This is a genomic window from Companilactobacillus heilongjiangensis (assembly GCF_000831645.3).
In the GTDB taxonomy this organism is placed as follows: Bacteria; Bacillota; Bacilli; order Lactobacillales; family Lactobacillaceae; genus Companilactobacillus; species Companilactobacillus heilongjiangensis.
In genome coordinates this window covers 2,399,673-2,425,109 of the sequence record NZ_CP012559.1, presented here as the reverse complement: position 1 = coordinate 2,425,109, position 25,437 = coordinate 2,399,673, and the positions used below count along the sequence as shown (strand labels likewise).

Below are 25,437 nucleotides of genomic sequence, written 5' to 3'. Positions count from 1 at the left end.
TCCTCATATTTTCTAATAGTCTGTATTTGGAGTATATCCAGGATTCAATTTAGGATCCATTTGCCAATAATAATATAGATTAGGATCTGAAGTTGGTTCGGGTAGTGCCTTATTGAATTTCATATGGGAAATAGGAACGTAGTCATCGCCAGAAACTTGAACGTATTTTTTTCCGAGACGATTTATAACGTATTTTCCAATTTGCCATTGTGAACCTTCAGGTAAGATGTTGTCGGAAAGGTCATCTAGTCGCTTACTGATTGTCAGCGTGCCTCCGTGTGTTGTAACTGTTCCAATCAGGGCAGTTTGAGCAGGTTGCTGTGTTTGAACATTGCTGCCAGATAATGAAGAGTCACTGGCTTTCAAATATTCATTGGTAGCGACTTGATAAAGTTTCTCGCCGTTGATAGTAATGGTTTTACCAACAGCCCATTTAGTATTTGGTGCAAGGGCACGGTCAGTAATCATTTTCCCCTCAGAAGTGTAAAGCCAAGCTGGTCCTTTGGTAATGGTTGTGGCGACTGTAGATGCTTTGGCGTCGTGCTGTGTGACAAGTAATCCACCGACCGATGCCACTGCTAGAGCAGCGATTAAAGCTGCTGATCTGGTTAATTTCATAAAAAAATCCCCCTATAACAGATTATCCTAACTAACGGATAATTTAAGAATAGAAGAATTTTATAAATATTTCAATATCAAAAGTAACCGATTTCATAATTTGACACTTAATTAACGAAAATAAAATCTTTAAGCAATTGATACAAAAGCTCAATTTCGTAATCTTGAATCGTAATGTTGAATTTTTGCTCAACTGGCTTAAAAATACCATGTGAAAGTGAGAAGAAGTCACGTTCTTTATCAGTTAGAGACTCCTGTTTGATAACTGATTCAGAATTGCTTCGACTCATCAGCATCCGTTCAAACATTAACGAAAGGTGCATGTATAAGTTTAATTTTAGTCTAGCCTCGAATTTGACGTTATAAAAGTTTTCATAATGAGAAACTACATCTTGGCTATCTTGAATCACAATATCAGGATTTAAAATCTGTAGTCGACCGCGAATACCTTCAATTGATAAGAACCTTAGTAATTGATCAATTAGGGATGTGGTCGATTTTTTAGTTTCGCCAGCGTTTAACAAAATTGATTGAAGCTTTGAAGAGGTGACTTTATCGAAAATATTATAAATATTCATGATGTTCAAATCGAGACTGTCGCTGACATCAGATGTCGTCATAATCAACAATGTATTGGAGAAGAATTGCTGATCATTATTTTCCAACAATTCATGTAACTTTTTATAATCAAGCGCAATAACTTCGAGTGAAGGTGAAAGTGTTGAGTCGATAAGTTTCTTCAATTCTTTCGATAGCCCTACACCAGACATACAAGAGACGATAATATTCTTCTTATTTGAGAGGCCTTCATAATATTGTGCGTCAGTGCTTAAACTATATTTCTTGCTAGCTTCAGCGATTGATTGGAAACTATCGTTTCGTTGGATACGAAGTGCAGTGTCCAATGCCATTGAAGTGGTGACATTATTCACAACTAGCAATTCTTGATTCGAAGTCCGCTTAATCTTAGTAAACATTTGGCGCAATGACCCCATATCGAATAAGATGATATTTCCTTGTGTTGAGCTAGGTTGATTTTCAAGATATTTGCTAACGTAAGTATTAATCTGTTCCAATGAAATGTCGATTGGCATGTCGAAAGCTTCAAAAAAGTAATTTCCACACAATGAATTAACGACTTGTTGAATACTTGATGCAGTATGTTCACCGTGAGCAAGTAAAATTGCATTATAACGGACGGCTTCAATTTCATCAGCACATTGATACATCAATATGAAGAAAGGTAAGTAATAAGCTTCACTATCTACTCGTCTAGGAAGAGTTTTTTCTAGTAATTTATGAAATAGATAATGGGATCGTGGATAGTGTTCCTTAACTTGTTCTTGTAAATGAGGCACCTTTTCAGAACCCGCAATATTGTCGTCATATAGGTTGGCAAATACGAATGCGAGCGTAATATTTCTCCAGAAAGTCTCATCTTTGGGAAAAGTTACACCATATGGATGGGTGATGTATTTATGAATTAACTCCTTAATTCTCTGTATGGACGGATTTAGGAGTTCTTCACTGGTTGCAGTGCTTAATTGATTAATGATTTTAATCACAAGGAAATACTGCTCGGAAATGGTTTCGCCACGTTGAACTGAATCCGTCAGTTTGTTGAGTAGGGATGTTAAAGTAGTGCCCAATTGCAACGAACTGTTAGTTAGTGACCGAATGCTGTCCGTTACCATTTGCTGATTTGGCAATATGTGGATGGCTTTTTCAGAAATGTCACTGATAAATAGCAAGTCCCCTTCAGGCGTATGCGCATATGCTTCAGCACAAAGGAGTTGAATGTAATTGTTCAATCCACGGATATTATTGATTTGTTTAATGGTAGAAAGTTTAATCAATTTGCTGGGAGAAATCATGATTCCTCGGCCAGTTTGATTAGCTTGTTGTTGTAAAAACATAGCTATAAAAGCGATTCGTTCCGCAAAAGGACGTTGGTTTAATGGTCTAAGGGTAATATGAACTGCGGCTGATTTGAAATAAGCATTGTCTAGTTTATCGATATCCGCTGTAGCCGAGAAAATGTATCGAGGTCCGGAAAACTCCTGCTGGTTAGTAGTATTGAAAAGATAATGTTGGTCATTTTTAGTAAGTGATTGTAGGTTTTTAATATATAAATAGCCAGTTTGATTGGATCCTTTATCTTTGAAATCGCCGATATTTTTGGATAGGTCACTGCGAAATTTATCGGGTTGATCCTTGTAATTTATGCAATCCATAATTTGAAAAGTGGCATTCTTAGTCAGTGCCTTTCGTCGTATTGCTTCTTGATAGATAGCACGAGCAAAGGTACGTTTGCCACTTCCCGGCGTTCCAGTAATAAAAATTGGCAAGCCGTTTGTCGGATAAACAATTGCCTCTAAAGCATGTTGAATATCAGAACTTAAACTCCCGTCAGCCCCGATTAAGTTATCGAAGGCCGATGGGTCTTTTTTGATTTGCCAGTAAACAGGTCTGGTTCCAGACTTTTTAAGCTTATCTTGTTTTTCCAATTTAGAAAGGTAACTGCTTGTGACGCCACGGGTTAATCCGACGGCATCTGCAGCCTGTTTAGTTGTAATACGTTCGTTAGGAAACCGTTGCAATATGGCGGTATATAGTTTTTCTAAAGCATCCAAAATAATCACTCCTTAAGCACTAACGATGATAATTAATCACAACGTACAGGTGACTTTCTACTTGACTGTGATTAATATAGACATTGTAAGCGTTATATTTATTTAAGTCCAGATGAATAGAAGCGGTCTACAGTAACTCAAATGAAAGGGGGTGCTTCCTTAACGGTATCGAAAACCACAGTAGATGAATAGAACAAAACAGATTCTTTACCGATGCCGACTACCGTTTTCTATAAAGCAATTATTAATAGTTGAAAGTTTTAAGTCCTGATTGGATTGAACAGATGTAGAAAAAAGAACAACTGTTATCTAGTTATACTGATTTGGTCGGAAGGGCTGAGAATATTTACCAGCTGTGGTAGTGGCGTTAGAGCTTTAGCTCTTACACCACCGGGCGAGTTTGGAGCCTTACCGAACTTTGGTAAGGCTTCAAACCGAGGTTCGAGACCGCACTTCGGCTCGGACCGTTCCGCATAGCAGGTAAATGTTCTCAGACCTGTAGACATTCAACGTTAATGATGTTTTACAGAATGGAAGAGATAAAATGAAATATTTACTACTTGTAAGTCACGGTGATTTCTCAAAAGGATTGAGACAAACATTGAGTATGTTTGCTGGAGATCCTGTCAAATCAGTAATTGCTGTTGGTTTGAAAAAAGATGAGGCAGCTTCCACACTGGAGAAACGTTTTGAAGATACAGTAAGTAATCTTCCAGACGATTCAGAATTTGTGATTTTAGCTGATGTTATTGGTGGAAGTCCACTGACAACTGTCTGCAACGTTCTAAACAATCACGGCAAGTTGCAAGGTAGCTTGGTAATGGGAGGAATGAATTTCCCAATGGCTTTAACAGCAACAATGTCGAAAGACAGTTTATCAAATGAGGATTTGCAGAAAAAGATAATATCAGAAGCAACTGATGCTATAAAAGTATTTGATACAACACAATCATCAGATGATTTATCTGACGACGATATTTAGAGGAGGATTTATTATTATGGCAATTTCTTTTGTACGTATTGACGATCGAATGATTCACGGACTAATTACAGTTCGTTGGGGTAAAGAATATCCTTGTGATGGAATTATCGCTGTTAATGATAAGGCAGCTAACAATCCAATTTTATCTGAGGCTTATAAAGCAGCTTCGGAAAAGAAAACTTTCGTCTGGACATTAGCACATTTTGAACAAGTTAAAGATAAGGTATTAAATTCATCAACACGTTATTTCTTAATTACAAAGAATCCCCAAGATATGAAACAAATTTTGGTAGATATGGGATTTGTACCAGGAGATATTAAGACAATTATTGTTGGACCTGGTAATGATCGTGATAACGCAATTAAATTAGGTGACAACCAATCATTCACGCAAGAAGAGGCCGATGCTTTTGAGGATATTGAAAAGGCTGGTTATAAAGTTGACTTCGCATTGTTGCCAGATCAACGTATCGGTGATTGGGGTAAATTCAAGTCTAAGTTTGGTTATTAACATTTGATTCAAACGTTCGATATTAAAAAGAGGGGTATTTAAAATGACAATTAGTTGGGTTCAAGCTGCTATTTTAGGGTTATTCGCATGTTTATGTTCCAACTCTTGTATGGCTGGTCAAGCAGTAGGTAATTATACAATCGGTCGTCCATTAGTTGGTGGTCTCATTTGTGGGATCGTACTTGGAAATGTGCCACTAGGTATCGCTGCTGGTGTCGCAATGCAATTGGTTTACATCGCTTTGGTTACACCAGGTGGTACTGTTTCAGCCGATGTTCGTGCAATTTCTTATATCGGTATTCCTTTGGCAATGGTTGCTATTACAGCACAAGGATTGAATCCTATGAGTGGTAGTGCTGCTAACCTTGCTAAATCAGTTGGTACTTTGGTTGGTACCGTTGGTACTGTCTTGTACTACGCCGTTGCAACAATGAATCTAGTTTGGCAATCATTTGGTTGGAAAGATGTTCACAATGGTAAGCTTGATAAATTAACTGCTGTTAACTTTGGCTGGCCTTGGATTTCACACGCTTTGTTCTCATTCATTCCTACAATGCTTCTAACATATTATGGTTCTACAGCTGTTACAGCATTACGTAATGCTTTACCAATGGATGGTGTTGCTATGAAGACACTATTCACTGTTGGTGGAATGCTTCCATGTGTCGGAATTGCTATCTTACTCCGTCAAATTATTAATACTCCACTTGATTTTGTACCATTTTTAGTTGGTTTCACATTAGCAGCATCTCTACACTTAAACCTAGTTTCAGTAACAGTTATTTCACTATTGTTCGCCGTTATCTTCTATGAAGTTGAAATGGCAAGAGGTTCAAATAATGGTACGCCGTCGGTTGCAGATGGACCAGATGATGACGATGAGGAGGATATTTGATCATGGAAAATACTACTGATACTATGAAAAAACTTGATCGGAAGACATTAAATAAATCTTTCCATCGTTGGTTCTGGGGAGCACTAACATGTTTCTCTCAAGAACATATGCAGACTTTTGGTTACATGGCTTCAATGCTACCAATTATCAAGAAATTATATCCAAAGCATGATGATCAAGTAAAAGCAATTCATGCTTACACAGCTTTCTTTAATACAAACCCTATGTTGGGTACAGTTATTGTTGGTATTACAGCAAGTATGGAACAAGCTCGTTCCAACGGTCAAAATATTGATGGCGAAACAATTAATGATATGCGTGCCGGTCTTATGGGACCTATCGCCGGTATCGGTGATTCATTGATTGATGGTACATTGATTCCTATCTTGCTAGGTATTTCATTAGGCATGTCTTCAGGTGGTTCACCAGTTGGTGCTATCTTCTATATCGTTTCATGGGTACTAATCGCTTACTTTGGTCAACGTTTTCTATACTTCCGTGGTTACAAATTTGGTGACCAAGCCGTTAGTTTCCTAGTTGGTAAACAAGGAGCAGCTATTCGTCACGCTATCGGAATCGTTGGTAGTATGGTCGTTGGTGGTGTTCTAGCTTCATGGGTTAACGTCACAACATCATTGAAATTAGTTGGATCAAACGGAAAGGTTTTCCTAAACTTACAAGATAAGTTGGATAGTATTTATCCCGGAATCTTGACCGTTGCAATTACATTCTTCTGCTGGTGGTTAATGACTAAGAAACATGTTTCAGCTATTTGGACTATGTTGATTTTGGTTGCTGTTTCACTTGTAGGTGTATTGCTTGGATTCTTCAACCCAGGTCTTTCATATTAAAAAAGCCGGCTCTAGGTATGAGAATATCTACCTGCTAGTTTAATTAAATATGTTTGTTGGTATTACGAATATGATGGTTAGGATATTTTGAAATATTCAGTTAGAAATAAATGTAAAGGAGAAGTAAGATGACATTTCAAGAAATGAAAGATGGTTATGAGCAAGAAGTTACTTATCAAAAACATATGCTAAAGAATTTAGGTTATTGGTTCCAGCTCTTTACTATTCTTGGTGGTATTGGAATTGTCTTGATTTACTTCTATCATGCTCAAAGTTCATGGTTAAAAATCTTAGGTATTGTATTGTTGGTTCTTGGTGCATTCGGGATGTTACTATTTGGATATTCAGGATGGAAAGGTCAACAGAACGTCAATGCTTTGATCGATGATTATGAATCTAAAGTTGATTATTTACATAAGAAATCACATAAGTAACTATCGGTTCCTCCGGTTAGTTTAATACATGTATATTATTGAATAAGACTACAACTGAACTTAATACAGCAACGTGTATAAACGGTTTAGAGTTTAACCCTTCAGTTAAATTAAAAATTCTCCAAATAACATTTTGAAATGTTATTTGGAGAATTTTTTTGTTATTAGATTATTTACTAGATAGCATCTTTGGAGATGAACTTAGTATTAGGATTTGAGCCTGTGTAATCATATAGTGCGTTTAATTGATCAAGGTCATGCCAGTTGGCATTAAAGGCGGCATCACCATCAGTAATACCTAAACCAACATTTGGACCTGAATAAATTAGGGCAGCACGGTGACCGAAGTGTCCAGCTTGTCCCATTGGATAATAATTATTATCTTCGTCATACCAATCCTTTAATAGGAAGTATGCTGCATCTTTGTCTGATTTGATTCCAACGTAACTCATATAATGGAAACCAGCACTTGATAGATTCTCTGATAAGTTTCTAGTAGCAGTTGAATGATCCAAATTGCCACCATCTTGTTGGCTAGCGCGTTGTTGAGCATAAGTCATCATATCATTATCCAAGTTAACAGGGTCAGTACCATTAGCTTTATGCAAAGCGTTCAAATATTCAACAAAGTACTTATTAATATTTGCCAAATTTGGTTTATATGAAGCCGTGTTTGTATTCGTATTAGTTGAAGTATTTGTGTTGGTATTTGTATCAACATTATTGTTATTAGAATTGTTGTTAGTATTTACAACGGTTGAATTATTATCTGTACCGATATTTGACCAATCGTTGTTATTATTATTGTTGTTTGAAGTAGTAGTTTCAGTACTTGTATCAACGCTTGCGCCAGGAATACCAAAGTTAGCACTGTATGTAGTGTCTTGTGGCATATGGTTCAAAGATAAATGTTTGCCATTGACATATTCGTGAGTTGAAACTTGGAAGAAGTCATCGCCATTTTTATTTAGATAATGCTTACCAATTGCCCAGTTGGAATTATTTCCTAACAAACGGTCAGACATGGCGTTGGTATCGTCACGGTACAATTGCGCGTTACCATTAATGATTTTTCCTACTAATTTGTCGGTTGAGGCTGTCTTCTTAGGTTGTAAGTAGGCATAGTCACCCGTTAAATTGGCTTCTGTTGATCTCAAGTATTCATTGGTTGAAACTTGATAAATAGCCATGTTACCGTTGGCAACAAAGATTGTTCCGACAGCCCATTTAGTATTTGGTGCAAGGGCGCGGTTGGTGATTGGACTGCCATTGATATCGTATAACGTGGCTGGTCCTTTGGTAGTTATGGTCGCGATAGTTGAGGCGTCAGCTTGTTTTTGTGATAAAGCTAAACCTGCTGTAGAGGCCATTGCTAAAGCAGCGATAATTGTTGCTGATTTAGAATATTTCATTTGTGGATCCCCCTAAACATATTATCCTAAATATCGGATAATTTAAGAATAGAAGAATTTAATTAATATATCAATAGGTAAAATTGAAAGATAGCCCTTCCGACTAATCAATTTTTTGTTATAAATAATTAATCAGGTGTATTAAGTGAATTTTAGAAATTGAACCAACCATCAATGCTGGTATAGTTATACGCACTTTGTGGATCGCGGAAAGGTTGATAAAAGAACCCTACATCATATGTTGGATTTGGTAATATTTGATTGAATACCATATGAACAGCTGGAACATATGTATTTCTAGCTACTTCAACATATATTTCACCGAAAGTATTAACAAGACATTGACCAATACGCCATCTTGAGCCCTCAGGTAGACGAGGTGTGGGAGATATACCACCAAGGTTTTTATCAATAGTCACAGTACCATCATGAAAGCGAGATCGTACGGTACCAATTAAAGGCTGTTGAACGGGATTCTGAATATCAGACAAGGTAGAGTCCTCGTATGATAAATATTCATTAGTAGCCACTTGGTAATAATAATCTCCATTGTCGCGGGTAATAATCTTACCAACAGCCCATTCTGTATTTGGGCTTAACGCACGGTCGGTAATCTCCGTCCCATCAGAAGTATAAAGCTTGGCTGGTCCTCTTCTGGTAGTGGTTGTAGCAATTTTTACGGCTTTAACATCACTTTGAGAAGTTAATAATCCTCCAATTGTGGCCATGGCTAAAAATGCAATTAAAGTTACTAATTTAGATGATTTCATCTGTATTTCCCCCTATAATTTGAGTTTCTTTTTTAAAATCGTGATTGCTTCAGTGACTGTTGAGTATTCAAAAATATCTTTAAAATAATCAGTCCCATTGATCATTGCGGACAACTGGCCGTTTTTAGAATTATGCAGGATAATGACGGGTTTGTGCAACTTCTCCGCGTAGGCAAGTTCGTAACCGACGCCCAAGCTAGGATTGGAAGTTTCGGCCACTACTAGGTCGGCTTCTTTGAGCCAGGCAATGTCACGGTCTCTTATATATGAATCGTCTTGTTTTTGACCGACAACTGAAAGGGATGGGTCGCCAATATGTTCCGTCAAAACTTGATTATCCTGTTTGAGAAAATCAATCAGTTGTTTGTAAATTTTTACATCGTCACGTCCGCCCCGAATTGAGGCTGAAAAGTATATTTTCATTTTGACTGTTCTCCAATTTTTTCTTTGAGAGTCTTTAAAAATAATTTATCCACATCAGGTAAAGTTCGTTTCTTACTCCAAATCAAAGTATTCGGATCGGTTAATTCAGGAGATAGTGGACGAAAGGTTAAATCACTGTCGGCGGAAACGTCTACCAGATCATCATATGTCAGTGCCATACAGGCGCCAGTTTTGACCAACAAACTAGCATTGAAAATTAAATTATAAGTTCCCACAAAGTTGAATTGATCGAATAATCCCTGACTCCAATTTTTGAAATCACGGTGCTGCTTAATTTGATGGGAAACTAATAGCGGACGTCCAATCAAATCACTTGGTTGGATGTATTTTTTTGTCGTCAATTGTTCGTCCTTACGCATCAAAATACCCCAACGGTTTTTCATCGGCAACTCCAAAGTATTGTAGTTATTAAATTCGTGTCGTCCCATGATGATGCCGAATTCTAGAACGCCGCTATCGAGTGCAGCTTCAATCACAGTATAATCGCCACTATTAAAGTTAACGTGAACTTCTGGATATTTGTGAATGATGTCGTGGACGGTATCCATAACACCCTGAATGGCAATGCTTTCGCCAGCTCCGATATCCAAAGTTCCACTGACGACGTCCTGCTTTTGTAAATTATAGGTAGTTTTATCGACCAAATCGACAATCTCGTGGGCACGTTCCAAAAGGTAATAACCGTCTTGAGTCAGTTGAATCTGTCGTTTGCCACGAATGAATAATTGAGTCCCCAAATTAGTTTCCAAATCAGCGATTTGTCGTGATAAAGCCGGTTGCGAAATATGTAATAAACGGGCAGCTCGAGAAATATTTTGTTCCTGCGCGATGGCAATAAAGTAGCGTAAAACTCTAACATCCATTGATAGACTCCTATTATAAGAAAAAGGTATGGTTATTGATTCATGATAAGTATTTAACATTATAATAATCTCTTTGTATACTGAATCCAATCAGAGAGAGGTACTTAAAATGAAATCAGAAATGGATGTAGGGACAGAGGCCTACGAACAAATCGAAAAGGTCAATCGTCGCAACCAAATGTTAGTGCAACAGTTGAACGATTCGCCACATACGAAAGCGGAGACTCGCGACCTTGTCAGCCAAATTACCAATGAAAAAATTGATGAGACGACTGAAATTAGATTGCCATTTTATACCGACTTTGGGCAAAACCTGCATATTGGTAAAAATGTTTATATCAGCAATTGTTCAATGTTCGTTGATCTCGGTGGAATTTATATTGGCGATAACGTTTTGATTGGACCTAATGTCACGATAACATCTGTTAATCATCGTACTAATCCTGCCGATAGACGTCATTTGAGTTTTAAATCGGTCTATATTCACGATAATGCTTGGTTGGGTGCGAATGTTACCGTCACACCGGGAACAATTATCGGTGAAAATGCTATCGTCGCTGCGGGTGCAGTTGTGACAAAAAATGTCCCTGCCAATACTGTGGTGGGTGGTGTACCGGCCCGCATCATTAAAACTATTAAATGCAATTAAGAAGGAGAAAATTATATGTCAATTTTTGATGAAACAATCACTTTAAATAATGGAGTAAAGATTCCTAAATTAGCTTTAGGTGTCTGGGAAATCCCTGATGATCAAGTTGCTGCTGCAGTTAAGAGTGCACTTGATATTGGCTACCGTCACATCGATACAGCCCAAGCTTATGGCAATGAACGTGGTGTTGGCGAAGGAGTTTTAAATAGTAGTGTCAGTCGTGACCAAATTTTTGTAAATTCAAAAGTCGCTGCTGAAATTAAGAATTATGATGAAGCTAAAAAATCAATTGATGAAACTTTGAACAAGATGGGCTTGGATTATTTGGATATGATGATTATTCACAATCCTCAACCATGGACTGAAGTTAACCAAGGCAATGACCGTCACTTTGAAGGAAATTTGGAAACATGGCGTGCAATGGAAGATGCCGTTAAAGCTGGTAAGTTGAAGACTATCGGTGTTTCAAGTTTTGATAAGGAAGATTTGGACAACTTGATTAAAAATAGCGATACTAAGCCTGCTGTTAACCAAGTTCAGATTCATATCGGCGATACACCAATGGATATTATCAAGTATTCACAAGCTAACGATATTGCTGTTGAGGCATTCTCACCAGTTGCCCATGGTGCTGCGATGAATGATGAACGGATTAAAAAGATGGCTGAAAAGTATCATGTCAGCGTGCCACAATTGTGTATCCGTTATGACTGGCAATTGAACGTTATCGTTTTGCCTAAGTCAGCTAACCCTGAGCATATGAAGTCTAATGCCGAGATTGATTTTGAAATTTCAGCTGAAGATATGGATACTTTGATGAAGATTGACCAAATGAATTATGGTGCAGCTAGCGCTTATCCTGTGTTTGGTGGAAAGCTATAAAATGGGGTCGTCTCCAGAGTTGAGAGTATTCATCTGCTGCGCGGAACGGCCCGAGCCAAAGAGCGGTCTCGAACCTCGGTTGAAGCCTTTCCAAAGACCGGAAAGTCTCCAACACGCCAGGTAGTGTAATGGCTAAAGCCATAACGCTACTTTCGCTGCGGATGAATACTCTCAACTCTTCCGACTAGTTAATCCGTATCAAATGTATTTATTGATCAGAAAAAACATATATTAATAGTAGAAAAAAGGAGAAAACATTTTAGTTTTCTCCTTTTTACGTTATTTAAAGTAGTCTTGATAATCATAAATGTAATTTTGAATTGTTCTGGGTGTGTGGCCTAGTACTTTTGCAGCTGTATCGGTAACTTCTTTGGCATTGCCAAGTTGTGTTATCAAGTAAAGCATGACCATTACGTTGACGAAATCCTTTTTGATGCCACGCTTTAACATTACTTTTCTAAATTTTAAAAGACTTGGTTTGCTGTAAGTTATTGGGGTTCCTAGAACTTTAGTCATAATTTTGGCAATTTCTTGATATGACAAAGCTGCTGGACCGGTGATATTTAGTTTTTGGTTGAGATATTTGTCGTTCATTAGAGTGATGCCAGCGACTTCACCAATATCACGTGTGTCGATGAAACTTGTTCTAGCGTTTCCAGCGGGGATGAACAAATCATGATTCTTTTGAATATCCTCACGGTGCGTTGTATTGAGATTTTGCATGAAGAAACTTGGCCGTATGAAAGTGTATGGAATCTTCAAATCGAGAATCATCTGTTCAATTTTATGATGTGGAGTCATGGGATTCTTTTCGACACCAATCAAAGATACGAAGACAATTTGTTGAATTTGTTTTTGCTTGGCAAAGGTTAGAAATGGCAACATATCTTGTTTCGGCTTTGCCAGTTGTGGAGGGCGAACGAAGAATACTTTGTTTACACCGTCAAAAGCAGCTTCAAAAGTCGATGGATCTAGGAAGTCGAAATGTTTAATTTCTACATTACTCAAGCCCTCAAACTTTGCCTGAGCTTTTTGTATATTGTGTGTCCCAGCTACGATTTGAACGTCTTGCTGATTTAAATATTTAATTAGCGGATAACCGATGTTACCCGTACCACCAATTACTAAAATTTTATCTGCCATAATTTTTGCTCCAATCTATCTAACTTTATTATATTCAATTTGAAGACCGAATTTAAAAAACTTAGAACTTTCTAACAAACAAGACTAAAATAATCATAATTTGTTAGAAAAAGGATGATAAAAAATGGATGTCGAAATAAAACGTGATGGTTTAACTTTGCGAGGAACTTTCAATAAGCCTGCCGCAGATAAATTTAATCTAGTGATTCTGATGCACGGCTTTACTTCAAATCGTGGAGTTGACCCAGATCAGTTGTTGTATCAATTAGCAAAACGCTTTGAGGGAAAAGGATTGGCTACACTTCGTTTTGACTTTAATGGTCATGGTCAATCGGATGGAAAGTTTGTCGACATGACAGTTTTGAATGAAATTGGTGATGCTAAAGCTATCTTGGACTATGCCAGACAAATCGAAGGTGTTGAAAAGATTTATCTATTGGGTCACTCACAAGGTGGGGTTGTTGCCAGTATGATTGCTGGTTATTATCCTGAAAAGATTGCTAAATTGGCTTTGTTAGCTCCTGCTGCAACTTTGAAAGATGATGCTTTGAAGGGCAGTACTCAAGGATATACTTACGATCCAAACAATATTCCTGACACATTGCCAATCAAAAAGAATTTAACTCTGGGTGGTTTTTATCTCAGAACAGCCCAAACTTTGCCAATTTATGAAATTGCTAAAGAATATCATGGTCCCGTTTGTTTAGTCCACGGTATGAAGGATACAGTTGTTGATAAGATTGCCTCGACACGTTACGACGACGTTTATACCACTGATACTTTGCACTTGTTGGATGATGCTGACCATGGCTTCGGAATCGGAAACTCTCGAGCAGAAGCTTTGGATATTGCTACAAAATTCTTTACTGAATAAGCGTTAAAAAAAACTAGGACTTCTCATGACGAGAAATCCTAGTTTTTATTATTTAACAATATTAGTTTGAATCTTCTTTAGAGAAATCTCACGTGGTGTGAAAGCTTCATTCGTTTTCCCTAATGTCAAAGCAAAGAGTGGTTTGAAACCATCAGGAAGAACTCCAGCAGGAATTGAACCAAGACTTGCCATGTTGTAATTAGCGCCTAAACCTTGGTTTTCTGCTTCAAGTTCCATGTTGTGAACGATTGTGCCGGCGGAATTTCCTTCCATTAAACCATTGTTTTGACCAGAGACGACAATGACTGTGGGAGCGTCGTAAATACCATTCATTTGTGACAAAACTTCTGGTTTTTGAATAACAGTTAGACGATATTCATCGAATTTTGCCAAACCAACGGATCCAGCATTAGCAGCCAACAAAATATTGTTCAATTGTTTGTCAGTAATTTGTCCAGAATATTCACGAACTGACTTACGTGATTGAATCATTTCAAAAGTTTCCATTATATATGAACCTCCAAAAATACGATTTAGTTTAATAATAAACTTTTTTGTATCCGGTTGCACAAACATCTAGTATTGATTGATAATTTTTTGCAATTCATTAACATATGCCTGTTTCAGTTCAGCCGGATAATTTATTTTGACGTTTTTACCAAGTGTGATTAGGTATTTGACCATATAGTTGAATTCGGCTCGATTGTAGCCACCATACATTAGAATCCTGCCATTGGAAGTTTTTAAATGCATGTTTGGATAGTTGTTCTTCTGAAATAATTCTTGTCCCAACGGTGTTAACTCGCATTCGAAAGGGATGTTGTGATAATTATTCTCGTAATTTTGTTGGAATTGTTTCAGTTCCAGACGTGAATAAGTATCCGTAATTTTGCGATTGATTTGGCAACTTTCGATACGGTCACAACGATAAGTTCCCCATTTTTTCGTATTAATATCGAGGGCATCACAGAACCAGATTCCGTTGCGGTAGAGCAAATTGAAAACTTGAAGCTGCTTATTTCGATGATAAGTTACATCGATAATTCTTTCATCGACAATTGATTGTAAAATGATGTTCAAAAAATTGGGTGTCGTAATAGAAGGAATGCGATAATAGTTAACACCATCCTGCAATTTGGCGACATATTCTTGTTGAGATTTAGGTAAGGTTGCTAATAATTTGTCATAAATATGTTGATAATTTTTCTCAAAGGGAGTGGCTGATAATAAAGTCAAAGCTTTGATAGCAAAGAAAATAGCACTGACTTCTTCAAGATTAAAGATAACGGGAACGAGCAGTTCTTTTTTGATAAGATGATATCCACCGTGACGGCCATTTTCGACATAAAAAGACAGTCCCATGGCCTCCAATTCAGTTATATCGCGCAGAACGGTTCGTTTAGAAATATTGAATTCAGTGATTAAGTCGTTGATTTGAAAGAAATTCTTATTGCTGAGAAAGATTAATTCTTGATTTAGTCTTTCGGCCTTATTCATTTTTATATCTCCTTTTTTTGTAAAGGGTGCCATGTGTTGTCACCTTTAGATTGTAGGATATTAATATCGAGAAGGAAAGAAGACATAACTATGAAAACATTAATAATTAACGCTCAACCGGATTTTAGAAATGGTGATCATTACTCAATTAAATTACAAAAACGATTCTTAGAAAAATTTCGAGTTTCGTTTCCGCAACAAACAGTCGATTTGATTAACCTTTATGATGTGGAAATTCCACAACTAACAACGGATCAATTGTTGGGCATTTGGGAAAAGCAAGCTGCACACATAACCTTGAGTGCTGAAGAGAACCGAATTTTCCAAATCAATCAGAATTTGGTTCAACAATTCAAGTCACATCACCGAATTGTTATCGTTTCACCACTTCATAACTTTAATGTGACTTCGAAGATGAAAGATTATATCGATAATATTTTGGTTGCTCACGAAACTTTTAAGTATACAGCCGAAGGGTCAGTTGGGTTGATGACTGATAATTATAAAGTCATGTTGTTGCAAGCAAGTGGGTCGATTTATACCAACAACGATCGTTACACGCCGCTAGAATTTTCAAGAATGTATCTAAAAGGCATCTTTGAAGAACTAATGGGATTTGATAGGTTTTCAATCGTCAGAATCGAAGGGTTACAGACAAATGGTGTTGATATAAAACAGGCTGTACAGCAGGGAATGGCTGATTTGGACGTTGAGTTTACTAAATTCTATGAGAGCTAAAAATGTCTTCATCCACTGATAAATGTCATAATATTTGTAGATATTAATTTTTTGAAAGTAGAGGTTGATTAGATGGCAGATAAACAATTTACACTTGAAGAATTAAAGAAATTTAACGGTGAAAATGGCAATCCAGCCTATGTAGCCATTGACGGGATTGTTTACGATATGACAGATGTTGAACCATGGAAAGGCGGCAAACACCATGGCAACGTTGCAGGCAATGATTTGTCGGAAGCAATTATGAAGTCTCCACATAAGCATTCAGTTATTGCTAAGTTAAATGAGGTTGGAAAGCTAGTCTAGATAGTGGAGCAGGCCCAGGAATTTCCGATCATTTGCATGACTTCACGAATTATCCGCGTGCTTTGCGGATGATTTGGGAAGTTAGGCAAAACGGAAGAAATTGGCCTGCGGAACTCGTTTTGGTGAGAGAGTGGAGATAGGGCGGTTAGCTCCCGAGCATTTTCGTATTTAAGCGAATTGCACGCTGGTTTTGCGTGTGATTTGCTTAAATATGAAAAGCGGAAGGAGTTGCCCTATCGAAACTCGTTTTAGAGCCACTGCCTATATATAAAGAATGATTTTAAAAATAGCCTCAAGTGATTAGAAGGAAATCACTTGAGGCTATTAATTTTGCTTTCAAGGCTAAAGGACTAAGCTATATGAAAAATTCTTACAAAAAGTAATAAATAAGTCTCCAGAACAGAGCAGGTGAATATTCTCTGTCCTGGAGACGGCCAATCATAAGTAAAACTTATCAATCACTTCAATATTTGAAATTGGTCTAACATCAAAATGAATGTACTATATCACTTGTAAGTTAAATCAAAGAAATAATAAATAAATAAAACATAAGGAGATAATTAAATATGAGAGCAGCAACTTTTGTAGAACCTGGAAAAATGGAAGTTAGAGAATATGCTAAACCAACTATCCAAAAGCCAACTGATGCGATTATCAAAATCGTTCGTGCTTGTGTCTGCGGATCAGATCTTTGGTGGTATCGTGGAATTTCCAAACGTGAACCTGGTTCAACTGTTGGTCACGAAGCTATTGGTATTGTTGAATCAGTTGGTTCTGATGTTAAAGATATTAAAGTTGGCGACTTCGTAATTGCACCTTTCACTCATGGCTGTGGTCACTGTGCCGCTTGTCTAGCAGGTTTTGATGGCGATTGTTTGAACAAAGAAGCTGGTGGCAATGGCGGTTACCAAGGTGAATATTTGAGATTCATTAACGCTAACTGGGCTTTAGTTAAGATTCCTGGTCAACCTGAAGATTATTCTGACGATATGCTCAACAATTTCTTAGCTTTAGCTGATGTCATGGCTACAGGTTTCCACGCTGCCAAAAGTGCTGAAGTTAAGAAAGGTGATACAGTTGTAGTAATGGGCGATGGCGCTGTTGGTTTGAGCGGTGTGCTTTCTGCTAAATTGCTTGGTGCTAAACGTATTATTGCCATGAGCCGTCACGAAGATAGACAGAAATTGGCTAAAGAATTTGGCGCAACAGATATCATCGCTGAACGTGGTGACGAAGCCGTTGAAAAAGTTATGGAATTAACTAAAACTGGTGCTGATGCCGTGCTTGAATGTGTTGGAACGGAACAATCAGTCGATACAGCGGTTAAAGTTGGTCGTCCTGGAGCAATTGTTGGACGTGTCGGTGTACCACAAAAGCCAGAAATGAATACGAATAATCTTTTCTGGAAGAATATTGGTCTACGTGGCGGAATTGCCTCAGTAACCACAGATGATAAGAATGTTTTGTTAGATGTTGTTTTAAATGGTGAAATTAATCCGGGCAAAGTTTTCACAAAACGTTTTGATCTTGATCATATCCAAGATGCTTATGAAGCAATGGATAAGAGAACAGCTATTAAATCACTATTAATTATTGATAAATAAGAGGAAATTAAAATGACAAATGTATTAATTATTGGAGCAACAGGAACAATCGGCGGAACAGTTCGCCAAACACTTTTGAATGAAACTGATGACAAGCTAACTTTATTTGCTAGAAGTGCTGGTCGTTTGAATGTCAGTGACCGTGAAACTGCAATGGCCGGAGATGTGACATCTGATTCTGACTTGGATAAAGCTATGGAAAATCAAGATGCAGTCTTTGTAGCCTTGAGTGGTCCATTGAATCGCTTTGCTGAAAAGATTGTGGCAGCTATGGACAGAAATAATGTTTCACGTCTATTATTCATTACATCAATGGGAATTTATAATGAAATCCCTGCATCCGTTGGTAGTAACGGAAACTTGAGTAGCAACGGTGTCCTTCGTCCTTATCGAGAAGCCGCTGATATTATCGAAAGTTCTGATTTGAACTATACCGTTATTCGTCCGGGTTGGTTTACTAATGGACCAGTTAATTACGAAATTACACGTAAAGGCGAACCATTCGGTGGACATGATGTTTCAGTTAAATCAATCGCTGACTTTGTAAAGAATGCGATTGCTGATGACAGTTATTATTCACATGATAGCGTTGGATTAAATAGTAAATAACCTCGAAAGAGGTTATTTTTTTTTGCTTTGCCGCCGAATGATTCGATGGAGGGCAGCCCCCCCTCGAATCATTCGGCTAATGTGTTTTGGACTTAATTGATATTATCTTTAGTTTGTTCCCGTTGATATGGGTACGAATTTAATTAAGGTAATTCATTGAATTATAAATAATCAAAAATGGAATAAATTAGCTGGAGGTTGTCGGTAATACAGTTCAGCAGTGGAGGTGGCGTTAGAGCTTCAGCTCTTACACCACGAGACGAGTTTTGAGACGTGGTCTTCGGCTCAAAATCGAGGTTCGAGACCGTACTTTTGCTCGGACCGGTCCCCACAGCAGAACTGTATTACTGACAACCGGAGGCGGCCCCAACTGGTATAATGAGGAAAAATACAAATTTGAGGCGAAGTTTATGTTTCAACAGATGCAATACTTTATCGCAATCGTTAAGAATCATAGTTTTACGCAGGCGGCAGTGGAATGCAATATTTCTCAATCGGCCATTTCCCAACAAATGAAAGAGTTAGAAAGCAATCTCGGTGTGAAACTCTTGGAACGTAAAGGTCGGAGTTTTGAAGTTACTGAGGCGGGACAATATTTTTACACGCATAGTCAGGATATTTTGACGAATGTTGACCAATTAGTTAAAAATACGGTGAAAATTGTCAAAAATGATGATGTGAATCTCAATGTTGGTTATTTGCGAAGTTTTGGGACGACAGAATTTCTTCAAACAGTTTCCAAATTCACTCAAGAATACCCCCAAGTTAAAATTCACATTACTAGTGGCAACCATGAAGAACTCTATGAATTGCTACGAACAGGCAAGATTGATTTGAATTTTTCTGATCAAAGACGGGCGTTGTCGAATGAATATCAGAATGAATTTCTGACATCAAGTAAATTTATGGTAGCGGTCAGTCGTTCTTTGCCAGTCGGTACTGAAAAAATTGATATTGCTGAATTGGCTGATATTCCTTGTATTTTAATTTCTGACAGTGAGAATCCAACGGCCGATGAGTCGTATTATCGCGATATTCTCGGGGTTAAAGGTGAATTTGTCATTGCTAAGAATTATGATGAAGCACAAATATTAGTGGCTTCCAGTCAAGGATATTTAATTATTAATGAGCGGATGAAAAATCAGTTGAATCAAGATATTGTTAAGGTAATCAAGTTGATTAAAGGTAAGCAGAGTTTGGTTCAGAATTATTATGCATACTGGCAAGCTGATAACTCGGGCTTTTATATCGAAAGTTTTGCGGACTTGTTGAAAGAAAGCTTTGCATAAGAATAGCTTATGAATGCTATTTGGAATTGAAATAGCTCTATGGCGGTCTTCACGGTATCATTCTTTTTGTAGATAAAAGCAGAAAGCGTGATAAATAATGACTGATCAAGAAGTAATTATTCAATTATATCGAGACGAAAATAAGGCCATGGTTGAGAAAGACCTTTCTAAATTAGATAAAATTTTAAGTTCATCAATGAAATTAACTCATATGACAGGCTATGTGCAACCAAAATTGGAATGGATCGACCAGATTCAAAATGACGAAATGCAATATCTTTCTTCAAAAGAAGATGCAATCAAGAATATTGAAATTGATGGCGACAAGGCTAGTTTTATTGGTCAAAATCGTGTTCAAGCTAAGATTTGGGGCGGTAGTGCTAATACTTGGCCTCTACAAATGAAGATGTATTTCGAAAAGAAGAATGGTCAATGGATTATTTCCAACCAAGTTGCCAGCACTTACTAAAAGTAACGGAGTAACAATAATGGAAATTACGAATGTAATGCCGGAAGACTTGCCGGAAATTTTACGCATCGAAAACTTAGGCTTTACCGCTGAAGAAGCTGGAACTGAAGAACAGTATCGTGACCGCATTAACAAATTATCAGATACTTTCTTGGTCGCTAGAGTGGATGAGAAAGTTGTGGGATTTATCGTGGGACCGGCCACTAAGGAAGCTTATGTGGAAGACTGGATGTACGAAAAGACTCCTAATAATCTTGCAACAGGCGGACATCAAATCGTCTTCACAATTGCAGTAGATCCAAAATATCGTGGCAATAGTATAGGAAGTAAATTGTTAGGTGCCTTGGAAAAGAATGCTCGAATTGCTAAAAGAGAAAGCATTTCTTTAACTAGTTTGGAACGTAATGTACCATTTTATTTGAAAAATGGTTTTGAAAATGAGGGTGTGGCAGATTCTGAACACGCTGATGAAGTTTGGTATAACTTGGTTAAGAAGTTAGATGGTAACTTATAATTTCTAATATAAAAGAGAGATTAATCGTTTGATTAGTCTCTCTTTTTGTGATGCTTATTTAAAACTTTAATTTATGATAGTAACCAATCAATGATGTATTCTACAGAAATACCATTTACGTGGCCAACATCCATTCGATTGGCTGTTAGGACGACTTTAGGAAAGTTGTCAGGCAAAACAGCTAGATTACTGATTTCACGGTCATTATCATCAGGCAGTTGCATAGTTACTTGGTAGTAACGGGTTTCATTTCCTTTTCGTGCGATAAAATCGATTTCCTTAGTATCATCTTTACCAACATCAACTTGATATCCGCGACGTCGTAACTCTAGGTAAACGATATTCTCTATTTGGTGTCCAAAATTGTCATGATAGTTGCGGTTTAATGTGGTATTTCTTAACCCCGTGTCGACAGCGTAATATTTCGCAACAGTACGAAGATAAGCTTTGCCACGTATATCGTAACGTTTAGCAGGATAGAAGAGAAAAGCATTTTGTAATAAATTGATATATCGAAGAACTGACGTGGCGTTAGCTGTTTTGAATCCTTCATTAGATAGAACACCTGCAATCTTGTTGCCGGAAATCAAATTACCAATTTCACTTAGAAGATAATTTGAAATTTGAGTCAATTGACCATCATCACGAATTTGAGCACGTTCGGTCACGTCACGAAGCAGAATAGAACTGTATATTCCATCCAAAATGCTCTGTTTTACCGAAGCATCATCAACTAAGGCTACAGCGGGAAATCCACCTTCGGTTATATAGTCGTTAAAGTATCGTTCTGGTTGGTCAGTTATATCTCGAAATTGTAAATATTCTTTGAATGATAGTGGATAGATAGGAATTTCTACCATTCTACCTGTTAGAAGAGTAGCTAATTCGCCAGATAGTAGAGATGCGTTTGATCCAGATACGTAAATATCTGCATCAAAGTCTACTCGAAAACTATTGATTACATCTTCCCAGCCAGTAACTCTTTGAATCTCGTCAAAGAATAAATACATTTTTTTATCAGGAATTAAGGATTTCATAACATAGTCGTAGAGGGCATTTTTAGATAAGAGATCCTGATATTTCATAGATTCAAAATTGATAAAGATAATCTGATCGTCAGGAATCCCTTGTTGGCGCAATTCATCTCGAAACAGCCGAAGAATAAAAGTTTTGCCGGATCTTCTCACGCCAGTTATGACTTTAACAAACTCGGTGTTTTGAAATTTACGTAGCTTATTTAAATATAAATCACGAACAATCATTTTAAGTCCTCCTTTTTCTTCAATTATAATTGAAGAATTTCTTAATTTCTAGTTTTCTTCAATTATAATTGAAGAATTTCTTAATTATCCGCTTTTATCAATTATAATTGATAAAAATCAGAAATAGTATCGATTTAGAAATCACTTTGTTTGGGACATAGGTTTATATTTGATAAGCTATTTAGGTATTAATAATCGTTCAACTGTTTTATTAAAAAGATTTTAAGCACAATAAATTTTAGTCGGAGGGTGTCAGTGATTTTTGCCTGCTGTGGAGGTGGCGTTAGAGCTTTAGCTCTTACACCACGGGGCGACTTTGGAGACTTGCCGGGTTTTGGCAAGGCTTCAAATCGAGATGCGAGACCGTAATTTGGCTCGCACCGGTCCCCATAGCTGGCAAAAAATCACTGACACCCGGAGACGGCATATTAAATTACTATTCTTTTTATATTGAAACTAAGATATATTAAAGATTATAATAAATTAGAAGTATATTAAAGAATGATTAAAAAAGGGGAACTTATGTCTGAAATAACACGCTTTTATGATAAATTTCAACCAAGTCGCTATGATGTCTTCATCGATATTGACCGTGGAACTAAAAAAATCTCTGGTAAGACTGTTATTGATGGTGGAGCTAAAGTGCCATCTATCTCAATTAACCAAAAATATTTAAACGTTGAAACTGTTCAAGCTAACGGCAAGGACGTTCAATTCACTGTTGATGATACTAATGAGGCTATCAACATTGATTTGCCACAAGCTGGCGAAACAACTTTGACAATTACTTACAACGCTAAGTTGACTGACTCAATGATGGGTATTTATCCTTCATATTACGAAGTTAATGGTGAAAAGAAGCAAATTATCGGAACACAATTTGAAACTACTTTTGCCCGCCAAGCTTTCCCATGTGTCGATGAACCTGAGGCTAAAGCTAAATTTGATATGGCTATCAAGTTTGATGAACAACCTGGTGAAACAATTTTGGCTAACATGCCAGAAATTAGAACTGAAAATGGTGTTCACTACTTCGATACAACTGTTAAGATGTCAACTTACTTAATCGCCTTTGCTTTCGGTGATCTTCAAAGTAAAGTTACAACAACTAAGAGTGGCGTTGAAGTCGGTGTCTTCGCTACTAAAGCTCACAAGGCCAACGAATTAGACTTTGCCTTGGATATTGCTAAACGTGCTATTGAATTCTATGAAGATTTCTATGAAACTCCATATCCACTTCCACATTCATGGCAATTAGCTTTGCCTGACTTCTCAGCTGGTGCCATGGAAAACTGGGGTCTTGTTACATACCGTGAAGCTTACTTGATGGTTGATCCTGACAATACTTCACTTGATACTAAACAACTTGTTGCTACAGTTATTACTCACGAACTTGCTCACCAATGGTTCGGTGATTTGGTAACTATGAAGTGGTGGGACAACTTATGGTTAAACGAAAGTTTTGCCAACATGATGGAATACGTTGCTGTTGATGCAATTGAACCTGACTGGAATGTTTGGGAAATGTTCCAAACATCTGATGTTCCTGCTGCTTTGCAACGTGATGCGACTGATGGTGTTCAATCTGTTCATGTGCAAGTTAACAATCCGGCTGAAATTGATGCTTTGTTCGATTCAGCTATCGTTTACGCTAAGGGTGCCAGAATGCTAGTTATGGTTCGTGCCTTGTTAGGTGACGATAACTTACGTGCTGGTTTGAAGAAGTACTTTGAAGCTCACAAGTATAACAACGCTGAAGGTGATGACCTTTGGAATGCTCTAGGTGATGCTTCTGGTATCGATGTTGGCTCAATCATGCACTCATGGCTAGAACAACCGGGTTATCCAGTTGTTTCAGCTAGTGTCGTTGATGGCAAGATTACTTTGTCACAACAACAATTCTTTATCGGTCAAGGTAAAGATGAAGCTCGTTCATGGAAGATTCCTTTAAACAGTAACTATGGTGCTACACCTAAGATTATGTCTGAAAAGTCAGTCGTTGTCGGTGATTACGCTGAATTGCACAAGGATGCCAACGAACCATTCCGTCTAAATGTCGGTAACAACTCACACTTTATCGTTAAATACGATGCTACTTTGTTGAAAGATATCTTGGATAATCTTGATTCAATCGACAACATTTCACAATTAGGAATTCTACAAGATCTTCGGCTATTGGCTGATGCTCGTGAAATTTCATACGCTGAAATCGTGCCATTGCTTGGTAAATTTGCTCAAAGTCATTCAACTGTTGTTAATGCCGCATTGTATCGTGTTGCCAACAATTTGAAGAAGTTTGTTAAACCAGGTTCTGCTGAAGAAAAGAACTTGCAAGCTTTGTTCGATAAATTGAGTGCTAAGCAAGTTGCCCGTTTAGGTTGGGAACCAAAGGCTGGCGAATCAAATGACGATCAATTAACACGTCCATATGTTTTGAGCGCCGCATTGTATGCTGAAAATAAAGATGCCATTGCTAAGGCTCACGAAATCTTTACTGAAAACAAAGATAACTTGATTGGCCTATCAGCTGACATTCGTCTCTTCGTTTTGAGAAATGAAGTTAAGAACTACGGTTCTGCTGAATTATTCAATAACTTGTTGAACGATTACGTTAAGACTGCTGACCCAAGTTATAAAGAAGACCTTTCAGTTGCCATTACAAGTACACCTGATGCTGAATTGATTAAGAAATTAATTAGTAAATTTGAAGATGCTGATACTATCAAGCCACAAGATTTGCGTGCATGGTATCGTGGAACTTTGGCAAATAAAGAAGCTCAACAAGACGCTTGGGATTGGATTAGAAATGACTGGTCATGGTTGGAGAAGACAGTCGGTGGAGATATGGAATTCTCAACATATATCACTGTTACGTCAATGATTTTCCATACACCAGAACGTTTGGCTGAGTTTAAGAAGTTCTTTGAACCAAAAGTTAATACACCAGGTTTGACTCGTGAAATCCAAATGGATATTAAGATTGTTGAAACTAACGTTAACTTGATTGAAGACGAAAAAGACGCAGTTAACAAAGCAATTTCTGAAAATAAATAGCAAATTATGAAAAGAAAGCTTATCAATATTTGATGAGCTTTCTTTTTTTATGCCAAAAGACTAAAAAATGATACAAATTCGATGTATTTTTTTCATGATGTGTATATAATTATCAAAAGATATTTTTAATTTAT

26 protein-coding genes are annotated in these 25,437 nt (G+C 37.3%); 16 read left to right on the top strand and 10 right to left on the bottom strand.

Translation table 11 applies throughout. The features are described from left to right. Positions 1-12: 12 nt before the first annotated feature. Complete coding sequence (locus JP39_RS10815; RefSeq protein WP_041500213.1) at positions 13-618, bottom strand: SLAP domain-containing protein; 606 nt, start codon at positions 616-618, stop codon at positions 13-15. Positions 619-725: 107 nt separating this feature from the next. After that, complete coding sequence (locus tag JP39_RS10810; RefSeq protein ID WP_041500215.1) at positions 726-3,251, bottom strand: PRD domain-containing protein; 2,526 nt, start codon at positions 3,249-3,251, stop codon at positions 726-728. 544 nt (positions 3,252-3,795) lie between these two features. Between JP39_RS10810 and JP39_RS10805 the strand changes: the two genes are divergently transcribed. The 5 genes from JP39_RS10805 (at position 3,796) to JP39_RS10785 (ending at position 6,924) form a co-directional block, all read left to right on the top strand. Continuing rightward, positions 3,796-4,233, top strand: coding sequence for a PTS sugar transporter subunit IIA (locus JP39_RS10805; RefSeq protein WP_041500217.1), 438 nt, complete (start codon positions 3,796-3,798; stop codon positions 4,231-4,233). 16 nt (positions 4,234-4,249) lie between these two features. Next, entirely contained in the window at positions 4,250-4,744 is a 495-nt protein-coding gene (locus tag JP39_RS10800) for a PTS sugar transporter subunit IIB (protein ID WP_041500218.1), read from the top strand. Positions 4,745-4,787: 43 nt separating this feature from the next. Then, on the top strand, positions 4,788-5,639 hold the full coding sequence (locus tag JP39_RS10795) for a PTS mannose/fructose/sorbose/N-acetylgalactosamine transporter subunit IIC (RefSeq protein WP_041500219.1): 852 nt from the start codon (positions 4,788-4,790) through the stop codon (positions 5,637-5,639). 2 nt (positions 5,640-5,641) lie between these two features. Beyond that, a complete protein-coding gene (locus JP39_RS10790) occupies positions 5,642-6,490 on the top strand; it encodes a PTS system mannose/fructose/sorbose family transporter subunit IID (protein WP_041500221.1) in 849 nt (282 codons plus the stop codon). Positions 6,491-6,618: 128 nt separating this feature from the next. Next, positions 6,619-6,924: a PTS fructose transporter subunit IA gene (locus JP39_RS10785; protein ID WP_041500223.1), complete on the top strand. Its 306-nt coding sequence runs from the start codon at positions 6,619-6,621 to the stop codon at positions 6,922-6,924. A gap of 176 nt (positions 6,925-7,100) precedes the next feature. On the opposite strand, the gene JP39_RS10780 is transcribed toward JP39_RS10785, so the two are convergent. From JP39_RS10780 to JP39_RS10765, 4 genes are all read right to left on the bottom strand, one after another. Continuing rightward, positions 7,101-8,336 (bottom strand): CAP domain-containing protein, encoded by a 1,236-nt coding sequence (locus tag JP39_RS10780; RefSeq protein WP_041500225.1) that lies wholly within the window; start codon positions 8,334-8,336, stop codon positions 7,101-7,103. Positions 8,337-8,488: 152 nt separating this feature from the next. Continuing rightward, a complete protein-coding gene (locus JP39_RS10775) occupies positions 8,489-9,106 on the bottom strand; it encodes a hypothetical protein (protein WP_041500227.1) in 618 nt (205 codons plus the stop codon). Between the two features lie 12 nt (positions 9,107-9,118). Further along, positions 9,119-9,529: a nucleoside 2-deoxyribosyltransferase gene (locus tag JP39_RS10770; protein WP_041500228.1), complete on the bottom strand. Its 411-nt coding sequence runs from the start codon at positions 9,527-9,529 to the stop codon at positions 9,119-9,121. Then, positions 9,526-10,413, bottom strand: a complete 888-nt coding sequence (locus tag JP39_RS10765) for a LysR family transcriptional regulator (protein WP_041500230.1) — start codon at positions 10,411-10,413, stop codon at positions 9,526-9,528. The genes JP39_RS10770 and JP39_RS10765 overlap by 4 nt, the downstream gene beginning before the upstream one ends. 109 nt (positions 10,414-10,522) lie before the next feature. Here JP39_RS10765 and JP39_RS10760 point away from each other — a divergent pair, with 109 nt between their 5' ends. Both JP39_RS10760 and JP39_RS10755 read left to right on the top strand, forming a co-directional pair. Then, positions 10,523-11,062 (top strand): DapH/DapD/GlmU-related protein, encoded by a 540-nt coding sequence (locus JP39_RS10760; protein WP_041500231.1) that lies wholly within the window; start codon positions 10,523-10,525, stop codon positions 11,060-11,062. A gap of 15 nt (positions 11,063-11,077) precedes the next feature. Continuing rightward, entirely contained in the window at positions 11,078-11,944 is an 867-nt protein-coding gene (locus JP39_RS10755; RefSeq protein ID WP_041500232.1) for an aldo/keto reductase, read from the top strand. A 279-nt stretch (positions 11,945-12,223) separates the two neighbouring features. Here JP39_RS10755 and JP39_RS10750 read toward each other — a convergent pair whose 3' ends face one another. Next, positions 12,224-13,087 (bottom strand): SDR family oxidoreductase, encoded by an 864-nt coding sequence (locus tag JP39_RS10750; protein ID WP_041500234.1) that lies wholly within the window; start codon positions 13,085-13,087, stop codon positions 12,224-12,226. A gap of 124 nt (positions 13,088-13,211) precedes the next feature. Here JP39_RS10750 and JP39_RS10745 point away from each other — a divergent pair, with 124 nt between their 5' ends. Then, on the top strand, positions 13,212-13,961 hold the full coding sequence (locus JP39_RS10745) for an alpha/beta hydrolase (protein ID WP_041500236.1): 750 nt from the start codon (positions 13,212-13,214) through the stop codon (positions 13,959-13,961). Between the two features lie 48 nt (positions 13,962-14,009). Here the strand turns inward: JP39_RS10745 and JP39_RS10740 are convergent, their stop codons facing one another. Continuing rightward, on the bottom strand, positions 14,010-14,468 hold the full coding sequence (locus tag JP39_RS10740; protein WP_041500238.1) for a nitroreductase family protein: 459 nt from the start codon (positions 14,466-14,468) through the stop codon (positions 14,010-14,012). 69 nt (positions 14,469-14,537) lie between these two features. After that, complete coding sequence (locus JP39_RS10735; protein ID WP_041500239.1) at positions 14,538-15,458, bottom strand: helix-turn-helix transcriptional regulator; 921 nt, start codon at positions 15,456-15,458, stop codon at positions 14,538-14,540. 90 nt (positions 15,459-15,548) lie between these two features. Here JP39_RS10735 and JP39_RS10730 point away from each other — a divergent pair, with 90 nt between their 5' ends. From JP39_RS10730 to JP39_RS10700, 7 genes are all read left to right on the top strand, one after another. Beyond that, positions 15,549-16,196: an FMN-dependent NADH-azoreductase gene (locus JP39_RS10730; protein ID WP_041500241.1), complete on the top strand. Its 648-nt coding sequence runs from the start codon at positions 15,549-15,551 to the stop codon at positions 16,194-16,196. Positions 16,197-16,268: 72 nt separating this feature from the next. After that, on the top strand, positions 16,269-16,502 hold the full coding sequence (locus JP39_RS10725; protein ID WP_041500243.1) for a cytochrome b5 domain-containing protein: 234 nt from the start codon (positions 16,269-16,271) through the stop codon (positions 16,500-16,502). 566 nt (positions 16,503-17,068) lie between these two features. After that, a complete protein-coding gene (locus tag JP39_RS10720; protein WP_041500245.1) occupies positions 17,069-18,106 on the top strand; it encodes a zinc-dependent alcohol dehydrogenase family protein in 1,038 nt (345 codons plus the stop codon). 12 nt (positions 18,107-18,118) lie between these two features. Then, complete coding sequence (locus tag JP39_RS10715) at positions 18,119-18,715, top strand: NAD(P)H-binding protein (protein WP_041500247.1); 597 nt, start codon at positions 18,119-18,121, stop codon at positions 18,713-18,715. Between the two features lie 410 nt (positions 18,716-19,125). Continuing rightward, positions 19,126-20,004: a LysR family transcriptional regulator gene (locus tag JP39_RS10710; protein ID WP_041500249.1), complete on the top strand. Its 879-nt coding sequence runs from the start codon at positions 19,126-19,128 to the stop codon at positions 20,002-20,004. Positions 20,005-20,101: 97 nt separating this feature from the next. Beyond that, positions 20,102-20,473: a nuclear transport factor 2 family protein gene (locus JP39_RS10705; protein WP_041500251.1), complete on the top strand. Its 372-nt coding sequence runs from the start codon at positions 20,102-20,104 to the stop codon at positions 20,471-20,473. Between the two features lie 19 nt (positions 20,474-20,492). Continuing rightward, entirely contained in the window at positions 20,493-20,987 is a 495-nt protein-coding gene (locus JP39_RS10700; RefSeq protein ID WP_041500253.1) for a GNAT family N-acetyltransferase, read from the top strand. A gap of 71 nt (positions 20,988-21,058) precedes the next feature. On the opposite strand, the gene JP39_RS10695 is transcribed toward JP39_RS10700, so the two are convergent. Then, positions 21,059-22,249 (bottom strand): ATP-binding protein, encoded by a 1,191-nt coding sequence (locus JP39_RS10695; protein WP_041500254.1) that lies wholly within the window; start codon positions 22,247-22,249, stop codon positions 21,059-21,061. A 522-nt stretch (positions 22,250-22,771) separates the two neighbouring features. Between JP39_RS10695 and JP39_RS10690 the strand changes: the two genes are divergently transcribed. Continuing rightward, the gene (locus tag JP39_RS10690) at positions 22,772-25,303 is read left to right on the top strand and encodes a M1 family metallopeptidase (protein ID WP_041500255.1); all 2,532 of its coding nucleotides are present in this window, start codon (positions 22,772-22,774) and stop codon (positions 25,301-25,303) included. The last annotated feature ends 134 nt before the right edge of the window (positions 25,304-25,437 follow it).